Raw genomic sequence first — 15,697 nt, 5'->3', positions numbered from 1 at the left:
CCGTTCAGTCCGGGCGGATCCAGATGACCGTGTGCCGCGGTGTGCCGCGGGCGGTGAGGCGACCCCACAGGTGGGAGGGCCAGCGGACGAGCTGGAAGCGCAGGCCGTACCGCCTGCTCATCGCGGCCAGCGCGGCCGGCTCGTCGGCCGGGTCGAGCAGCCCCGCGGTGGCCTCGACGGCGTCGCCCAGCAGCCGCCCGCGGGCGTCGCACGGGGCGACGGTCACCCGGCTGGTGTGCCGCAGGCGCTTCACCTTGCCGGAGTCCGCGCGGGTCCAGACAACCAGCATCGGCTCCCCGGACCCGTCACCGGTCACCGAGCCGGCGTTCGCGGCCGGGCCCGGCCGGTAGGGCGCGGCCCAGACCGGGGTGGCGACGGGCTGCCCGGTCCGCCGGAAGGTGGTCAGGCTGACGTACTCCGCGGCGGGGAGAGCCCCGGTGCCGGTCACCTCGCGGCGGCCGGCACCGGCCGGAGCACCCGGCGGACAGCGGCCTCCACCCGGTCGACGACCTCGGCCACCGGGACGTCCCGGCCGAGTTCGGCGGACAGCGAGGTGACCCCGGCGTCCAGGATCCCGCAGGGCACGATGGCGCCGAAGGCCCGCAGGTCGGGGTCGCAGTTCAGCGCGAAACCGTGCATGGTCACGCCGCGCGCCACCCGGACGCCGATCGCGGCGATCTTGCGCTCGGGCCGCGCACCGGGGCCCGGGGCGTCGGCCGCCACCCAGACCCCACTGCGGCCCTCGACCTGACCGGCGGCCACGCCGAGGTCGGCACAGACCTCGATCAGGGCCTCCTCCAGCCGGCGGACGTGGGCCACCACGTCGATCGGGTCGGGCAGCGCCACGATCGGGTACCCGACGAGCTGCCCGGGCCCGTGCCAGGTGATCTTGCCGCCCCGGTCGACGTCGACGACGGGGGTGCCGTCCTGCGGCTTCTCGTGCGCCTCGGTGCGGCGGCCGGCGGTGTAGACCGACGGGTGCTCCAGCAGCAGCATCGTGTCCGGGCCCGTGCCGGCCACCCGCTGCTCGTGCAGCTCGCGCTGGCGCGCCCAGGCGGTCTCGTAGTCGACGGTCCCCGCGCGCACCACCACCAGCTCGTCCATGCGCTCCAGCCTATGCCCGTCCACGCCGGTCGAGGTGCTGGTCACCGCAGCCGACGCGGCACCAGCGGGGTCTCCACGGCCTGGCCGTCGGGCCCGCGGTACACCCGGTAGGCGCCCGCGTCCCTGCGGTCGGCCACCGCCTCGACCAGCTCGGTGCCGCGGTAGACCAGGCCCGCGCCGTCGTCGGTGGCGTGGCCGGGTGGGAGCGTGCCGTCGGCGACCAGCCGGAGGTACAGCGGCCGCCGCTCGGGCTCGGAGTCGTGGTGCACGCCGTTGGACCAGGGGAGCAGGGCCAGCCCGTTGGTGACCGGGCGCAGCTGCGGGCCGAAGGAGTCGGTGGTGCCCCCGACGTGCCAGCAGATCGACCCGGCGGACACCCCGGCGAGCACCACACCGGCGCGCCAGCACTCGGCCAGCACCTCGTCCAGCCCGTGCACCCGCCACACCGCGAGCAGGTTGGCCACGCTGCCGCCGCCGACCCACACGACGTCCTGGGCGAGCAGGTGGGTGCGCACGTCCGCGACCGTCGGCATGGGGGACAGGCTGAGGTGGGAGGCGCGGACCTCGCTGCCGGCGAAGGCCCCGTAGAAGCCACCGACCCGGGCGGGATCGTCCCCGGTCGCGGTGCCGAGGTAGCAGATCCGCGGCCACTGGGGCTGCCCGGCGAGCTGCACGGCCAGGTCGAACACCGGGCCCGGGGCCCAGTCGTGGGGGCCGCGGCCACGGGAGTCGAAGCCCATGCTGGTCGCCAGGATCGTCGGCCCGGTCGCGGGCATCAGGGCCGCCCGGACCGGGCGGCTGCCCCGAGGGTGTCGGAGCCGTCGGGCCCGTCGCCGGCAGGGCGGCCCTGCAGGGCCAGCAGGTCGGGGCGGGGCCGGAGCCGGCGCAGCACGGCCCGGGCGGTGCGGGCTCCGCTGGCCATCGCGCCCTGGATGGACGGGGTGTCCCGGTGGTCGCCGCAGACGAACAACCCCTCGCCCAGGTCGACCGGCCGGCGCAGCTGGAGCGGCACCGTGGCCGCCGGCTGGGCGCCGAGCACGGTGACCGAGGTCAGGTGGTCCAGATCGGCGGGGGACACGCCGTGTGCCCGGGCGATCTCCTCCCGCACGTCCTCCGGCCGGGTCGGGGCCAGGGTCGAGCTGGCGACCAGGGCGCGGCCGTCGGGACTGTAGGCCGGCTGGGCGTCGGTGAGCACCACGGTGTTGACCAGCTGGCCGCCCGGCCGGCCCAGCACGAGCAGCGGCGAGGGCCAGGGCGAGGCCGGCAGCACGTGCAGGTGCGTGGTGACCTGCCGGGGTGCGCTCGCCTCCAGGCCCGGCACCAGCCGGGCGGCCGTGTCGGGGTCGGTGGCGACCACCACGGCGTCCGCGCGGACCGTGCCCCGGTCGGTGTGCACCTGCCCGTCCTCGCCGAGCGCGGACACCCGCACGCCGTGGTGCAGGCGCTCGGCGGGGAGCTGGTCGGCGAGCTGCTGCCCGACGGCCTGCATGCCCTCGGCGGGCAGACCGATGTCGCCCCGGACGAAGCTGCGCCACAGCAGGTCCAGGTAGCGGCTGGAGGTGGCGAGCTCGGGCTCCAGCAGCACCCCGGCGAGGAACGGCCGGAAGAACCGCTCGACCGCGGTCGAGCCCACCCCGGCGGCGAGCAGCGCCTGCCCGGCGGTGGTCTCCGGTGCGCGCAGCAACCGGTCCACCGGCCAGTACCCGGCGCGGGCGGAGAAGGCGCCGATGGCCGCCTTGCGGGGCAGGGACCCCAGGGGTGCCCGGACGGTGTCCCACGCGGCCTGCGGACGGCGGCGCGGGTCGGCCACCCGGGAGGTGCCCTCGTCGGTGCGCAGCAGCGCCCCCGGCCAGAACCAGCCCATCCGCAGCGCCGGCACGTCGAGGTCGGCGACCCGGGGGTAGCCGGTGTTCAGCACCTGGAACCCGCGGTCGACGACGAAGCCGTCCACCCGCTGGGTCGCCAACCGCCCACCGGCGGCAGCGGAGGCCTCCAGGACGTGCACGTCGCACCCGGCTGCCGCCAGCCGGGTGGCGGCGGAGAGCCCGGCCAGCCCTGCGCCCACGACGACGACCTCGACCCGCTGCGGCACCTGCATGCCTCGAACGTAGGGCCTGTCCGACCGGCGTGGCGGCCGGGGCACCGGGTCGGGGACGGTGCGGCTGCCTGTGGACAGCCGCGGCGGGGCACACCGCCGGGCACCTACCGTGCCCGCCATGCCTGCTCGCCCTGCACCAGGTCCCCGGGACGACCGGCGGCCCGATCCCCGGAGACGGGCCCGCGGGTCCCGCCCCGACCCCTCCGGCGCCGGACCGGCGGCCGAGGAGGCGTCCACCCCAGCGCCGGACGCCGTCGACCGCCCGGCGGGCAGCGGCACGCGGGCGGGGTCGGCCCCGCGCCCGCCGGTCGTCCCGGGCTACGTGGTGGAGGAGCTGCTGGGCCGCGGTGGGTCCGGCCAGGTGTGGCGGGCGCGGCCCCGGTCCGGTGGCGAGCCGGTCGCGCTGAAGGTCCTGGTCCACGGCGACCCGGGCCGGCAGGCCAGGGAGGCCACCATGCTGGGCGAGCTCGACCACCCGCACCTGGTGCACCTGCACGACGTGGTGCGGCACCGCACGCGCCGCGGTGAGGAGCAGGTGGCGCTGGTGCTCGACCTGCTCGCCGGGGGCAGCCTGGCCGCACTGCTGGCGCGCCGGGGTCGGCTGCGCCCGGGTGAGGTGGTCACGGCGATCGCGCCGGTGGCCGCGGCCCTGGCCCATGCGCACGAGCGCGGCGTGGTGCACGGGGACCTGTCCCCGGCCAACATCGTGTTCACGGCCGAGGGCCGGCCGGTGCTGACCGACCTGGGCGTGGCCCGCGTGCTCGGCGACGCGGCCCGGGCGGAGGTCACCCCGGCCTACGTCGACCCCACCGTCGCCCGCGGGGGCGCGCCGGGTCCCGCCTCCGACGTGTTCGGCGTCGCGGCCGCCGCGTTCCACGCGCTCACCGGCGTCGCTCCCTGGAACGCCGCCGGGCCGTGGGAGACGCTGCACGTGGCAGCGTCGGGCGAGCTGCCCGACCTGGACGTGCTGGCCCCCGAGGCGCCCGCGGAGCTGCGCCGGGTGATCCGGCGGGGGCTGTCCGCGGAGCCGCACGCCCGCGGGTCCGCGGCCGCCTTCGCCCTCGACCTCCGGCACTCCTGCCGACCCGAACCGGTGCGGCTGCCGGAGGCGGGGGTGCCGGACGCCGCGCTCGGCGAGACGGGCCGGGGGCCGCGCACCGAGCTCACCCACCAGGTCCCGGGACGCCGGCCCCGGGCCGTGCACGCGGCGCCGGTGCCGCCGTCCCGGTGGGCGCGCCTGCGCGGGGACGGCGACCGGGGTGAGCGGCTGGCGCAGCTGCTCCGGTCCGGCTCACGGCGGGTCGGCGCCCTGGTGCTGGTCGGCGCGGCCCTGCTGGGGGCGGGCTGGCTGGGGACGCGGTGGGGCGGCACGGGGGAGGAGCCGGCGGTGGCGGTGGCCGGGGCCCAGCAGTCCGCCACGGCCGCGGCGCAGGGCCCGGCGGCGCCGGGCTCCGACCCGGGCCCGGCCGGTGCTCCGCCGGTGCCCGAGTCGCCCGGACCCGAGTCGCCCGGGCCGCAGTCGCCCGTGCCGTCGACCCCGGAGCCCTCGGCCGCCCTCCCGCCGGCGCCGAGCACGGCACCGACACCCGACCCGGTCGCCGTCCCCGCACCAGGGCCGGCGCAGGACCCGGATGCGCCTGCTACCGGTGACCTGGCCGGCTGGCGGGACCTGGTGAACGGCCTCTACGAGCAGCGTGCCCGGGCCTTCGTGGAGGGCCGCCCGGACCTGCTGGACGGGGTCTACCCGCCCACGAGCGGACTCGCCGGCACCGACCGTGCCCGGATCGAGCAGCTCGCGGCCGCGGGTGAGCGGCTGGACGGGTTCGCGCCCACGGTCACCGAGGTGGTGCGCGCCGACGTGACCGGCGACCGGGCCGAGCTGGACCTGGTCGACTCGTTCCCCGACTACCGGGTGGTGCGGGCCGGCAGCGGGCCGGGGGTCGAGACCACCCGACCGGGACGAGCCGGGCAGCAGGTGCGGATGGTCCTGGTGCACACCGCGTCCGGCTGGCTGCTGGAGAGCGCGGTCCGCTCCGGGCAGCCGGAGTCGTGAGCGTGCCGTCCCGCGTCCCGGCAGCTCGGCCGCGAGCCGGGCGCCCCGCCCGGGACGGGGAGCCGCCGGGCCGTCCGGCCCAGGACGGGGAGCCGCCCGGGCCGCTCAGCCCAGGGCGGAGCGCAGCGCCGAGGTCACGTCGGTGTCGGCGTGCCGGAAGCCGGCGGCGGCCAACGCCGCCGGGACGGCCCGCTGCCCGCCCAGCACGCCCTCCTGGGCGAAGTCGCCGAGCACGATGGACAGCGCGAAGCCGGGCACCTGGACGACGGCGGGCCGGTGCACGACCGAGGCCATCGCCGCGGTGAACTCCGCGTTGGTGACCGGCACCGGCCCGGTCAGGTTCACCGGACCGCTGACGGGGTGCTCGAGCAGGAACCTGATCGCGGCGACCTCGTCGCGCAGGCTGATCCACGGCCAGTACTGCGCGCCGGAGCCCAGCTTGCCACCCAGTGCGAGCTTGAACAGCGGGGCCAGCTTCTTCAGCAGCCCGCCCCGGGCGAGGACCAGGCCGGTGCGCAGCAGGGCCACCCGCACCCCGGCCGCCTGGGCCGGCTCCGTCGCTGCCTCCCACTGCCGGCACACGTCGGCGAGGAAGCCCGTACCGGAGGGCGCCGTCTCGTCGACCGTGCGGTCGCCGGTGTCGCCGTAGTAGCCGACGGCGGAGGCGGAGAGCAGGGTCCGTGGCCGGGACGGGTCGGCGCGGACCGCGTCGGCGAGAGCCTGGCTGATCGTGGCTGTGCTGTCGACCCGGCTGTCCAGGACCTCGCGCTTGTAGGACGCCGTCCAGCGCTTGTCACCGATCCCGACGCCGGCCAGGTTGACGACGGCGTCGACGTCGTCGAGCAGGCCCGCCGGGACCTGCCGGTGCGCGGGGTCCCAGCGGTGCTCCGTGGCCGTGCGCGGGGTACGCCGCACCAGGGTGATCACGTCGTGCCCGTCGGCGCGCAGCGACGCGGTCAGCTCCGTGCCGATGAGACCCGACGAACCGGTGACGGCGATCTTCATGCGGGGTGCTCCCTGGGTGCGCGCTCGGTGGAGGAGAGGTGCGTGCCGCCCGGCGTGCGCCGGGCCGGGTCCCTGACGCACCCGGCCACCGGGTGCGGCGGTGGCCGCACCCGGTGGCCGGGTGGTCGGGAACGACGGTCAGGCGAGGCCGACGTCCCCGTGGAACGACCCGCCCTCGAGGCGCTCGCGCACCGTGGTGAGGAACCGGGCGGCGTCCGCCCCGTCGACGATCCGGTGGTCGTAGCTGAGGGCCAGGTACACCATCGAGCGCACCGCCACCACCTCGCCGAGCTCCGGGTCCGTGACCACCATGGGCCGCTTGACGACCGAACCCACGCCGAGGATGGCCACCTGCGGCTGGTTGATGATCGGGGTGTCGAACAGCGCCCCCCGGGACCCGGTGTTGGTCAGCGTGAACGTGCCGCCACCCAGCTCGTCGGGGGTGATCTTGTTGGTCCGGGTGCGCTCGGCCAGGTCGGCGATCTTGCGGGCGATGCCGGCCAGGCTGAGGTCGCCCGCGCCCTTGATCACCGGCACCAGCAGGCCGCGCTCGGTGTCGACGGCGACGCCCAGGTTCTCGGCGTCGTGGTAGGTGACCGTGCCGGCCTCCATGTCGATCGAGGAGTTGACCGACGGGTGCACCGCCAGGGCCTCGATCGCAGCCTTGGCGAAGAAGGGCAGGAAGGAGAGCTTGACGCCCTCCCGGGCGGCGAAGTCGCCCTTCACCTGGTCGCGCAGCCGCGCGATCCGGGTCACGTCCGCCTCGACGACGGTGGTGAGCTGGGCGCTCACCTGCAGCGACTCGACCATCCGCTTGGCGATGACCGTGCGCAGCCGGGACATCTTCTCGGTCCGGCCGCGGAGCTTCGGGTCCTGGGTGGCCGCCGGGGAGGGTGTGCGCGCCGAGGTGGCGGCCGGTGCCGACGCAGCCGCCGGTGGGGTGGCCGCCGGGGCGCTGGCGGACGAGGAGGACTCGGCGGCAGCGAGCACGTCCTGCTTGCGGATCCGGCCGCCGACGCCCGTCCCGGTCACCGACGCGAGGTCGACGCCACTGTCGGCGGCGAGGCGACGCACGAGCGGGGTGACGTAGGCGCTGCCGCCGTCGGAGGACACCGGCGTGGGAGACGACTTCGCCGCCGCTGCCGGAGCGCTCGGCGCCGGGGCGGCGGCCTGGGGCGGGGCCTGGGCCTGGGTGGTCTCGGCGGCGGCATCGGGCCCGCTGTAGTCGTTCGTGCCGGATCCGTCGGTCGACACGTCCGCCGGGGTCACGGACCGGGCCGGGGCCGCGGGCTGCTCCGCGGGAGCGGGCTTCTCGGCAGCCGGTTTCGCCACGGCCGCCGGGACGGCCTGCTGGGGCGCCGCGGCGGCCGAGCCGCCGATGAGGGCCAGCTGGGCGCCGACCTCGACGGTCTCGTCCTCGGCCACGAGGATCGTGCGGAGCACGCCGGCCGCCGGCGACGGGATCTCGGTGTCGACCTTGTCGGTGGACACCTCCAGCAGCGGCTCGTCGACCTCGACGGTGTCGCCCTCGGCCTTCAGCCAGCGGGTGACGGTGCCCTCGGTGACGCTCTCGCCCAGCGCCGGCATGGTCACCGGCGTGCTGTCACTGCCGTCGTCGCCCCCGGTCGGGGGAGCCTCGGCAGGGGCCGCGGCCCGGGCGGGCTCGGGCTCCGCTACCGCGGCGGGCTCGGGCTGGACGGCCTCCGGCTCGGCCTGCTGCGCCGGTGCGGGCTCCGCCGGGGCGTCGGAGTCGCCACCGATGACGGCGAGCTCGGCACCGACCTCGACGGTCTCGTCCTCGGCCACCACGATCTTCGACAGGACCCCGGCTGCGGGAGAGGGGATCTCAGTGTCGACCTTGTCGGTCGAGACCTCGAGGAGGGGCTCGTCGACCTCGACCTGGTCACCCTCCTGCTTGAGCCATCGGGTGACCGTGCCCTCGGTGACGCTCTCGCCCAGGGCGGGCATGGTGACGGACGTCGGCATCGAGTGCAGGTCTCCTCAGGTCGTGGGGTGTGGGGGGTCGGGTCAGCCGTGCGAGTGCAGGGGCTTGCCGGCCAGTGCCAGGTGGGCCTCGCCGACCGCCTCGCTCATGGTCGGGTGCGGGTGGATCAGGGAGGCCACCTCGTCGGGCAGGGCCTCCCAGTTGTAGATGAGCTGGGCCTCGGCGATGAGCTCGCCGACGCGGCTGCCGACCATGTGCACGCCGACCACCGGGCCGTCAGTGGCGCGGACCAGCTTGACCGCACCGGCGGTCTTGAGGATCTGGCTCTTGCCGTTGCCCGCGAGGTCGTAGGTGACCACCTGGACCTCGCCGTACTTCTCCTTGGCCTGCGCCTCGGTCAGGCCGACGGAGGCGACCTCGGGCTCGGAGTAGGTGACCCGCGGGACACCGGCGTAGTCGATCGGCACGACCGGGAGCCCGGCCAGCCGCTCGGCCACGAGGATCCCCTCGCCGAACCCGACGTGGGCCAGCTGCAGCGTCGGGATCAGGTCGCCGACGGCGGAGATCGTGGGCACGTTGGTCTGGCAGTACTCGTCGACGAGCACGAAGCCGCGGTCCATCGCGACCCCGGCCTCCTCGTAGCCCAGGCCCTGGCTGACCGGGCCGCGGCCGACGGCGACGAGCACGATCTCGGCCTCGTAGGACCTGCCGTTCTCCAGGTCGACCTTCACGCCGTCCTCGGTGGTGGCCACCTTCGACACCCGGCTGCCCAGCGAGAAGTCGATCTTGCGCTTGCGGTAGGCCCGCTCGAGCAGCTTGGAGGAGGCCTCGTCCTCGGCCGGCACCAGGTGGGGCAGGCCCTCGACGATCGTGACGTCGGCGCCGAAGGACTTCCACACGCTGGCGAACTCGCAGCCGATGACGCCGCCGCCCAGGATGATCACCGAGGCGGGCACCCGCTCCAGCTCGAGTGCCTGGTCGCTGGTGATGACCCGGGTGCCGTCGATCTCGATGCCCGGCAGGCTGCGCGCGTAGGACCCGGTGGCGAGCAGCACGTGCGCGCCCTCGTAGGTCGTGTCGCCGACCTGCACGGCGGTCGGGGAGACGAGCTTGCCCTCACCCTCGACGTAGGTGATCTTGCGGCTCTTGATCAGGCCCTGCAGGCCCTTGTAGAGCTTCGAGGTGACCCCGGACTTGTAGCTGTTGACCCCGGCCATGTCGATGCCGGCCAGGGAGGTCTTGACCCCGAACTGCTCGCCCTCGCGGGCCAGGTCGGCCACCTCGGCACTGTGCAGCAGCGCCTTCGTGGGGATGCAGCCCCGGTGCAGGCAGGTGCCACCCACCTTGTCCCGCTCGATCAGGACGACGGACAGGCCGAGCTCGGCACCGCGCAGAGCAGCGGCGTACCCGCCGGATCCGCCGCCGAGGATGACCAGGTCTGCGGGAGTCGGTGCGCTCACGGGTGCTCCTCTGTGCTGTGCGGTCGCGTCACCCTGACGGGTGTACCGGCCCCCATCCTGCCACCCCCGGGAACGGTGGCGCCCAGTGCACCGTTCCTGTTCCGGACGTCGTGGCGATCGCCACCTCGGCGGTGACTGGAGGACGACATGGGCCTGTTCGACCGCCTGCGAGGACGACGTGGCGGCACCCGGCAGGCCCGCCCGGTCCGCGGCTCGCGCGACCGCCGCGGCACCCTGGACCGGGCGTCGCAGCGCGCCGACCTGACCCATCTCGAGCAGTTCGTGGCCACCCGGGTGGGCGTCGAGGGCTACGTCGAGCCGCGCACCACCGTCACCGAGACGACGATCCTGCTGGTCGCGGCCGACGGCGAGTGGACGAGGCGGCGCATCGACGGCCCCGACGTCGCCCGCAAGCTGTCGAAGGACCTCACCATCCCGGTGTACGACGCCCAGGTGACCGGCTACCCGCAGCGCATGCGCGACTGGAGCGCCCGGCAGCAGCGCAAGCTCTGAGGAAGGGCCACCCTGCCCCCCGCCACGCGCTCCGCACGCGGCGGGACCCTGCAGGGCGGCCGTTCCATCACCTCGCGGTTGCGATGAGGGCCTCGATGGTCGCCAGCAGGGTGCGCACCGGGACCCCGGTGCCGCCCTTGGGCGTGTAGCCCCAGGCCGCGCCGGTGTTGTAGGCCGGCCCGGCGACGTCGATGTGCGCCCAGGGCAGCCCGGCCGGCACGAACTCGGACAGGAAGTGACCGCCGACCAGCATGCCGCCCATCCGGTCGGCGTTGGCGTTGACCAGGTCGGCCACGGGGGAGTCCAGGCCGCGGCGCAGCTCCGGGGGCAGCGGCATCGCCCACATCGGCTCGCCGCTGCGGCGGCTGGCGGCCACGACGGCGTCGCGCAGGTCCTCGCTGCCCATGACGCCGGCGGTGCGGGTGCCCAGCGCGACCAGCTGGGCCCCGGTCAGCGTGGAGGTCTCCAGCAGGTAGTCGGGGGAGTCCTCGGCGGCGCGGACGATCGCGTCGGCGAGCACCACCCGGCCCTCGGCGTCGGTGTTGGTGATCTCCGCCTTCTTGCCGTTGCGGAAGGTGACGACGTCGGCGGGGCGGTAGGCCGTGCCGCTGGGCATGTTCTCCGCGATCGGGACGGTGGCGGTGACGTCCACCGGCAGGCCGAGCTCGGCGACCAGGCAGACGGTGGCGATCACGGCCGCGGCGCCGGCCATGTCGCTCTTCATGTCCTCCATCTTCGCCGCGGGCTTGATCGAGATGCCGCCGGTGTCGAAGGTGATGCCCTTGCCGACCAGGGCGACCGAGGTGCCGGCCTTCTTGCCCTTGTAGGTCAGCCGGAGCAGACGCGGGCCGCGCGAGGAGCCCTGTCCGACGGCCAGGATGCCGCCGTAGCCGCCGGCGGCCAGCGCCTTCTCGTCCAGCACCTCGACCGACAGGCCGGCCTTCTTGCCGGCCGCCGCCCCGCGGGCGGCCAGCTCGGCCGGGTACAGGTCGTTGGGCGGGGTGTTGACCAGGTCGCGCACCAGCGTCACCGCAGCGGCCACCGCGCGGGAGCGGGCGAGCGCGGCGGTCGCGTCCGAGGCGCGCGGCACGACGACGGCGATGCTGCTGGGCGGCAGCGGGCGGTCGTCGGCCAGACCGGACTTGTAGGCGGTGAACTCGTAGGTGCCCAGCAGCGAGCCCTCGGCGACGGCGTGCAGCCGCTCGTCCTCGGGCGCCCCGCCGACCGCGGCGAGCAGCGTGACCAGCGAGGCGCGGCCGGTGAGCGCGCGGCTGGCGGCCCCCGCGGCGCGGCGCACGGCCTCCGGTTCGTAGCCGCCGGTCGGCCCCGGGGCGCCCAGACCGGCCACGGCGACGACCGGGAAGGACGTCTGCCCGAAGGTGGGCAGCTTGGTGACCTCGCCCTCGGCGCCGGTGGCGCCCAGGTCGGCGAGGGCGGCCATCAGTCGTCCACCGAGCAGGCGGTCGACCGCCTCCGAGCCGGGCGTGGGCAGCAGGCCCGCCGGACCCTTGCCCACGCCGAGCACGACGGCGTCGGCGGTGAGCTTCTCGAGCGGGCGGTCGGTGGCGGTGATCGTCGGCGGCACGGCGACGATCCTAGTAAGAGGACCTCGTCCCTCCCCACGACGCGCTCCGCACGCCGCGGGCCCCTGGGACGAGGCCGTTCCAGCACGTCGCCGGGGCGGGCTACGGTCGCGGTCGTGACCGCCCGCACCTCCCCGCTGCACGACCGGCACGTGGCTGCCGGTGCCAAGCTCGCCGACTTCGGGGGCTGGTCGATGCCGATCGAGTACGCCGGGGGCGGGGTGCTGTCCGAGCACACCGCGGTCCGCACCGGCGTCGGGCTGTTCGACGTCTCCCACCTCGGCACGGCCACCGTGCGCGGTCCGGGCGCGGCCGCCTTCGTCGACTCCTGCCTCACCAACGACCTCGGCCGGATCGGCCCCGGGCAGGCGCAGTACACCCTGTGCTGCATCCCCGACGGCGAGGACCGGGCCGGCGGCGTGGTCGACGACCTGATCGTCTACCTGCACGCCGACGACGACGTGCTGCTGGTGCCGAACGCGGCCAACGCCGCCGCGGTGCTGGCCCGGCTGGCCGACGCCGCCCCCGCCGGGGTGACCGTCACCGACCGGCACACCGAGGTCGCCGTCTTCGCGCTGCAGGGCCCGCGGTCGGCCGAGGTGCTGGCCGGGGTGGGGCTGCCGGGCCAGCAGCTGTCCTACATGTCCTTCGCCGAGACCCCGGGCGCCGGCGGCGACGAGGTCACGGTGTGCCGCACCGGCTACACCGGCGAGCACGGCTACGAGCTGCTCGTCGCCGCGGACCGGGCCGGCGCACTGTGGGACGCCGTCCTGGCGGCGGGGGAGCCGGAGCAGATCCGGCCCTGCGGGCTGGGGTCGCGGGACACCCTGCGCACCGAGATGGGCTACCCGCTGCACGGTCACGAGCTGTCGGCCGACATCACGCCCAACCAGGCGCGCAGCGGCTGGGCGGTGGGCTGGCGCAAGCCAGCGTTCTGGGGGCGCGCGGCACTGCTCGCGGAGAAGGAGGCCGGCCCGGCGCGCACCCTGTGGGGCCTGCGCGCGCCCGGCCGGGGCATCCCGCGGCCCGGCATGGCCGTGCTCGACGCGGCCGGCGAGCGGATCGGTGAGGTCACCAGCGGGACCTTTTCCCCGACGCTGCGCACCGGGATCGCGCTCGCTCTGCTGGACCGCACCGCCGGCGTGGGCGACGGGTCCGAGGTCGCCGTCGACGTCCGGGGCAGGCCGCAGCCGGTGCAGGTGGTCAAGCCACCGTTCGTGGAGTCGCACGTCCGCTGACTGACCCGACGCCGGTCCGCCGGGCGCACCGACGTCCGTCCGGGCTCACCAACGCTGGTGAGCCCGGACGGACGGTGATCAGCTGAGCTGATCGATGCTGCAGCCGCGCGGGTCAGGCGCTGCGGTGGGAGTCCTTGGTCGGCGTCGGCGGGTCCGGGAGGGTGTCGGCCACGGCGGCGTCCCGCTCGCCCATCGGCACCGACGGGCCGGTGGTGGTGTCCTCGGCGGTCTGGTGCTCGGCCTCGGCGTTGATCTCCGCGCCGAGCAGCACCAGGTAGCAGGTCAGGTACAGCCACAGCATGAGCACGATGACGCCGGCGATGGCGCCGTAGGTCTTGTCGTAGGAGCCGAAGTTGTCCACGTAGATGCTGAAGCCGAGGCTGACCAGCACCCACACGATCGTGACGCCGACCGAGCCGAGGCTGACCCAGCGCATCCGCGGGTCGTCCCGGTCGGGGGCCAGCCGGTAGAGCACGGCCAGAGCAGCGGCCATCACGCCGAGCAGCAGCACCCAGCGCACCACCTGGGCCAGGACCGTCCCCACCACGCCCAGTGGCAGCGCGTCCAGCACCGCCGGGACGACGGCGACCAGCGAGAACGTGACCAGCACGAACAGGATCGCGCCGAGGGTCAGCCCCAGAGCCAGCGCCTTGCGCTTGACGAAGCCGCGGGTCTCGACCTCGTCGTAGGCCAGGTTGACCGCGGTGATCAGGTTGCCGGTGCCACCGGAGGCGCTCCACAGGGCGGCGAGGATCGAGGCGATCAGCCCGAAGGTGAGCGCGCTGCCGCTCTTGCTGGTCAGGGCCTCGAGCTGACCGCTGATCAGGGACGCGGCGTCGGCCGGCAGCGAGTTCGAGAGGTCCTCGATCTGCCGGGTGACCGTCTCGGGGGAGGCGATGAGGCCGTACAGCGACACGGTGGCGATCAACGTCGGGAAGACGGCCAGGAAGCCGAAGAACGCCACCCCGCCGGCGATGATCGGCATGTTGTCGGCGTTGTTCTCCGCCCATGCCCGCCTGAGGATCTGCTTCCAGCCGCGCCACGGGATCTGCGTGGGCTTCTCCGCGCCCACCCCGGGCAGCTCGTCGTGCCCCGGGGCCCCGTCCGGGACGCCGTGGGTGGGCAGAGCCCGGCCGCTGGTGACCCGCTCCTCGGCGGCCTTGGCGGCAGCCCGCCGGGCCGCCTTCTCCTCGACGCGTTCCTTGATGCGGTCGACCGCGCTCTCGTGCTTCCTGGTCTGGACCATGTCTTCCTCTGCTCTGCGTGCGGTGCTCGACCCGGCCCCGCTGCAGGGCCCCGCGGCGAGCCTGCGAGTCGTGGGGGGCAGCGGGGTCCCTTCTCAGTCCCCGGGCCAGGTGCCGGTCAGCCGGGTGAAGCCCCGGGCGCCGGCCCGGTCGATGGCCGCCTTGGTGGCGGCGAACAGCGCGCCCTGGACGGCGGCGGCGAGCACGACCTCCTTCATCGAGTACTCGCTCTGCATGGCCCCGGGCGCGTCGTCCTCATGGGCGATGCGCTTCCAGACCTGCTTGAACACCGCCCCGGAGACGACGCCGGCGAGGATCCCACCTGCCAGGCCGATCGGGCGGTACGCGAGCTTGGCCCCCGTGCTGCTCACCGCCGCACCGCCCGGGTGGCCTTCCGGCGCGCCTTCCTGGTCGCCTTGGCGGCGGCCTTCGCGGCTTGCGCGCGCTGGGCCTGCAGCTCCTTGCCGGCGCGCCGGGCGGTACGCGCCGCCTTCCGGCGGGTGCGCCGGCCGGCGGCGGCCCGCTCGGCGGGCGTCGTCCGGGCGCGGCGGCGGCGCCACAGCACCAGGCCGACGAGGCCGGCGACCGCGGCGCCGGCACCACCGAGGACCGCCGGCGGGTTCTCCCGGTAGGTCTCCACCGCGGTGTCCCGGGTGCGGGCTACCTGCTCCACGGCCTGCGCCCGGGTCTGCTCGGTGGTGCGGGCGAGGCTCTCCTTGGCCCGCGCCGGGACGTCGAGGCGGTGCGCCAGCTCGTCGACGGTGCGCCCCAGCTGCTCCCGGGTGGCCTCGATGTCGGCCTTGATCGCGTCCGGGTCGGCGGCGTCCGGCGTGGGGTTGCCCGGCTGGCTCATCGGAGGGTGCCGCCCTTCGAGGCGTGGGCCTTCACGGTGGCGAGGTCGGCCTTGACGCTGTCGATCGCCTGGGTCGGGACGGGCGGCGACGCCTGCGCGACGTCCTTCTTGCCGACCAGCGCCAGCACCGCGGCGACGACGAACAGGACGACGGCCACGATCACCGCGGCCAGCCAGTCCGGGACGACGTGCGCCAGGCCCAGCACCGCCGCCGCGACGAGCACGGCGGTGCCGAAGAACGCGAACAGGCCGGCCCCACCGAACAGGCCGGCGCCGACGCCGAGCTTCTTGGCCTTGCCGGTGACCTCGGCCTGGGCGAGCGCCACCTCGTTGCGCACCAGGCGGGTCACCTGGTCGGTGAGGTCGCCCAGCAGCTGGCCGGTGGAGGCGTGCCGGGGGTCGAGGGTGGCGGTGGTGTTGTCCTGCGCGGTGGTGGTCGTGCTGGCGCGGCTGGCGCCGGCGCCCGTGACGGGGCTGCTCATCGGTCCTCCGGGGATCGGTCGCGCGGGACGAGATCCGGTCCTGCCCACCCTCGCCCCGCCGGTAACCACCGGGCACTCCCGGGCGCGTCGTCCGGCCCGCGACCGGCCCCGCCTGGTCA

Annotated in this window: 15 protein-coding genes; 3 read left to right on the top strand and 12 right to left on the bottom strand. The window is 75.7% G+C overall.

Annotated features, from left to right (window positions below; all coding sequences use genetic code 11):
* Window positions 1–4: 4 nt before the first annotated feature.
* From G1H19_RS05765 to G1H19_RS05750, 4 genes are read right to left on the bottom strand one after another with little or no spacing between them, the layout of a single operon-like run.
* Entirely contained in the window at window positions 5–448 is a 444-nt protein-coding gene (locus G1H19_RS05765) for a PPOX class F420-dependent oxidoreductase (RefSeq protein ID WP_162392577.1), read from the bottom strand.
* Window positions 445–1,104 carry a lipoyl(octanoyl) transferase LipB gene (lipB, locus tag G1H19_RS05760; protein ID WP_152728647.1) on the bottom strand — a complete coding sequence of 220 codons (660 nt, stop codon included), beginning with the start codon at window positions 1,102–1,104 and terminating at the stop codon, window positions 445–447. Before lipB ends, G1H19_RS05765 begins: the two co-directional genes overlap by 4 nt.
* Before the next feature lie 41 nt (window positions 1,105–1,145).
* A complete protein-coding gene (locus G1H19_RS05755) occupies window positions 1,146–1,880 on the bottom strand; it encodes a Type 1 glutamine amidotransferase-like domain-containing protein (RefSeq protein WP_152728649.1) in 735 nt (244 codons plus the stop codon).
* Window positions 1,880–3,202, bottom strand: coding sequence for an NAD(P)/FAD-dependent oxidoreductase (locus G1H19_RS05750; RefSeq protein WP_152728651.1), 1,323 nt, complete (start codon window positions 3,200–3,202; stop codon window positions 1,880–1,882). The genes G1H19_RS05755 and G1H19_RS05750 overlap by 1 nt, the downstream gene beginning before the upstream one ends.
* Window positions 3,203–3,320: 118 nt before the next feature.
* On the opposite strand from G1H19_RS05750, the gene G1H19_RS05745 reads away from it, so the two are divergent.
* Window positions 3,321–5,255, top strand: coding sequence for a serine/threonine-protein kinase (locus G1H19_RS05745; protein ID WP_193616480.1), 1,935 nt, complete (start codon window positions 3,321–3,323; stop codon window positions 5,253–5,255).
* A gap of 105 nt (window positions 5,256–5,360) precedes the next feature.
* On the opposite strand, the gene G1H19_RS05740 is transcribed toward G1H19_RS05745, so the two are convergent.
* The 3 genes from G1H19_RS05740 to lpdA all read right to left on the bottom strand — a co-directional run bounded on the left by G1H19_RS05740 (window position 5,361) and on the right by lpdA (window position 9,665).
* Complete coding sequence (locus G1H19_RS05740) at window positions 5,361–6,260, bottom strand: TIGR01777 family oxidoreductase (RefSeq protein ID WP_152728653.1); 900 nt, start codon at window positions 6,258–6,260, stop codon at window positions 5,361–5,363.
* 138 nt (window positions 6,261–6,398) lie between these two features.
* Entirely contained in the window at window positions 6,399–8,246 is a 1,848-nt protein-coding gene (sucB, locus tag G1H19_RS05735; RefSeq protein WP_152728655.1) for a 2-oxoglutarate dehydrogenase, E2 component, dihydrolipoamide succinyltransferase, read from the bottom strand.
* 42 nt (window positions 8,247–8,288) lie between these two features.
* Window positions 8,289–9,665: a dihydrolipoyl dehydrogenase gene (lpdA, locus tag G1H19_RS05730; protein WP_162392576.1), complete on the bottom strand. Its 1,377-nt coding sequence runs from the start codon at window positions 9,663–9,665 to the stop codon at window positions 8,289–8,291.
* A 147-nt stretch (window positions 9,666–9,812) separates the two neighbouring features.
* Between lpdA and G1H19_RS05725 the strand changes: the two genes are divergently transcribed.
* Window positions 9,813–10,178, top strand: coding sequence for an oxidoreductase (locus G1H19_RS05725; protein WP_202925832.1), 366 nt, complete (start codon window positions 9,813–9,815; stop codon window positions 10,176–10,178).
* Window positions 10,179–10,245: 67 nt separating this feature from the next.
* Here the strand turns inward: G1H19_RS05725 and G1H19_RS05720 are convergent, their stop codons facing one another.
* Complete coding sequence (locus G1H19_RS05720) at window positions 10,246–11,763, bottom strand: leucyl aminopeptidase (protein ID WP_162392575.1); 1,518 nt, start codon at window positions 11,761–11,763, stop codon at window positions 10,246–10,248.
* Between the two features lie 114 nt (window positions 11,764–11,877).
* Here G1H19_RS05720 and gcvT point away from each other — a divergent pair, with 114 nt between their 5' ends.
* A complete protein-coding gene (gcvT, locus tag G1H19_RS05715) occupies window positions 11,878–12,999 on the top strand; it encodes a glycine cleavage system aminomethyltransferase GcvT (protein ID WP_162392574.1) in 1,122 nt (373 codons plus the stop codon).
* Between the two features lie 112 nt (window positions 13,000–13,111).
* Here the strand turns inward: gcvT and G1H19_RS05710 are convergent, their stop codons facing one another.
* From G1H19_RS05710 to G1H19_RS05695, 4 genes are all read right to left on the bottom strand, one after another.
* Window positions 13,112–14,245 carry a YihY/virulence factor BrkB family protein gene (locus tag G1H19_RS05710; protein WP_152728658.1) on the bottom strand — a complete coding sequence of 378 codons (1,134 nt, stop codon included), beginning with the start codon at window positions 14,243–14,245 and terminating at the stop codon, window positions 13,112–13,114.
* Window positions 14,246–14,338: 93 nt separating this feature from the next.
* Window positions 14,339–14,614: a DUF4235 domain-containing protein gene (locus tag G1H19_RS05705; protein WP_162392573.1), complete on the bottom strand. Its 276-nt coding sequence runs from the start codon at window positions 14,612–14,614 to the stop codon at window positions 14,339–14,341.
* Complete coding sequence (locus G1H19_RS05700) at window positions 14,611–15,096, bottom strand: DUF3618 domain-containing protein (RefSeq protein WP_152728660.1); 486 nt, start codon at window positions 15,094–15,096, stop codon at window positions 14,611–14,613. Before G1H19_RS05700 ends, G1H19_RS05705 begins: the two co-directional genes overlap by 4 nt.
* Complete coding sequence (locus G1H19_RS05695; protein WP_152728662.1) at window positions 15,093–15,578, bottom strand: phage holin family protein; 486 nt, start codon at window positions 15,576–15,578, stop codon at window positions 15,093–15,095. Before G1H19_RS05695 ends, G1H19_RS05700 begins: the two co-directional genes overlap by 4 nt.
* Window positions 15,579–15,697: the final 119 nt, after the last annotated feature.

The sequence above is a fragment of the Goekera deserti genome, from assembly GCF_010685995.1.
In the GTDB taxonomy this organism is placed as follows: Bacteria; Actinomycetota; Actinomycetes; order Mycobacteriales; family Geodermatophilaceae; genus Goekera; species Goekera deserti.
Note: the sequence above shows the minus strand (reverse complement) of the source record. Positions and strands in the feature narration are given on the sequence as shown.

Coding starts and splice junctions, on each gene's coding strand:
- lipB (WP_152728647.1), bottom strand. CDS start 1,104: ATGGACGAGCTGGTGGTGGTGCGCGCGGGGACCGTCGACTACGAGACC.
- G1H19_RS05755 (WP_152728649.1), bottom strand. CDS start 1,880: ATGCCCGCGACCGGGCCGACGATCCTGGCGACCAGCATGGGCTTCGAC.
- G1H19_RS05750 (WP_152728651.1), bottom strand. CDS start 3,202: ATGCAGGTGCCGCAGCGGGTCGAGGTCGTCGTCGTGGGCGCAGGGCTG.
- G1H19_RS05745 (WP_193616480.1), top strand. CDS start 3,321: ATGCCTGCTCGCCCTGCACCAGGTCCCCGGGACGACCGGCGGCCCGAT.
- G1H19_RS05740 (WP_152728653.1), bottom strand. CDS start 6,260: ATGAAGATCGCCGTCACCGGTTCGTCGGGTCTCATCGGCACGGAGCTG.
- sucB (WP_152728655.1), bottom strand. CDS start 8,246: ATGCCGACGTCCGTCACCATGCCCGCCCTGGGCGAGAGCGTCACCGAG.
- G1H19_RS05725 (WP_202925832.1), top strand. CDS start 9,813: ATGGGCCTGTTCGACCGCCTGCGAGGACGACGTGGCGGCACCCGGCAG.
- G1H19_RS05710 (WP_152728658.1), bottom strand. CDS start 14,245: ATGGTCCAGACCAGGAAGCACGAGAGCGCGGTCGACCGCATCAAGGAA.
- G1H19_RS05700 (WP_152728660.1), bottom strand. CDS start 15,096: ATGAGCCAGCCGGGCAACCCCACGCCGGACGCCGCCGACCCGGACGCG.
- G1H19_RS05695 (WP_152728662.1), bottom strand. CDS start 15,578: ATGAGCAGCCCCGTCACGGGCGCCGGCGCCAGCCGCGCCAGCACGACC.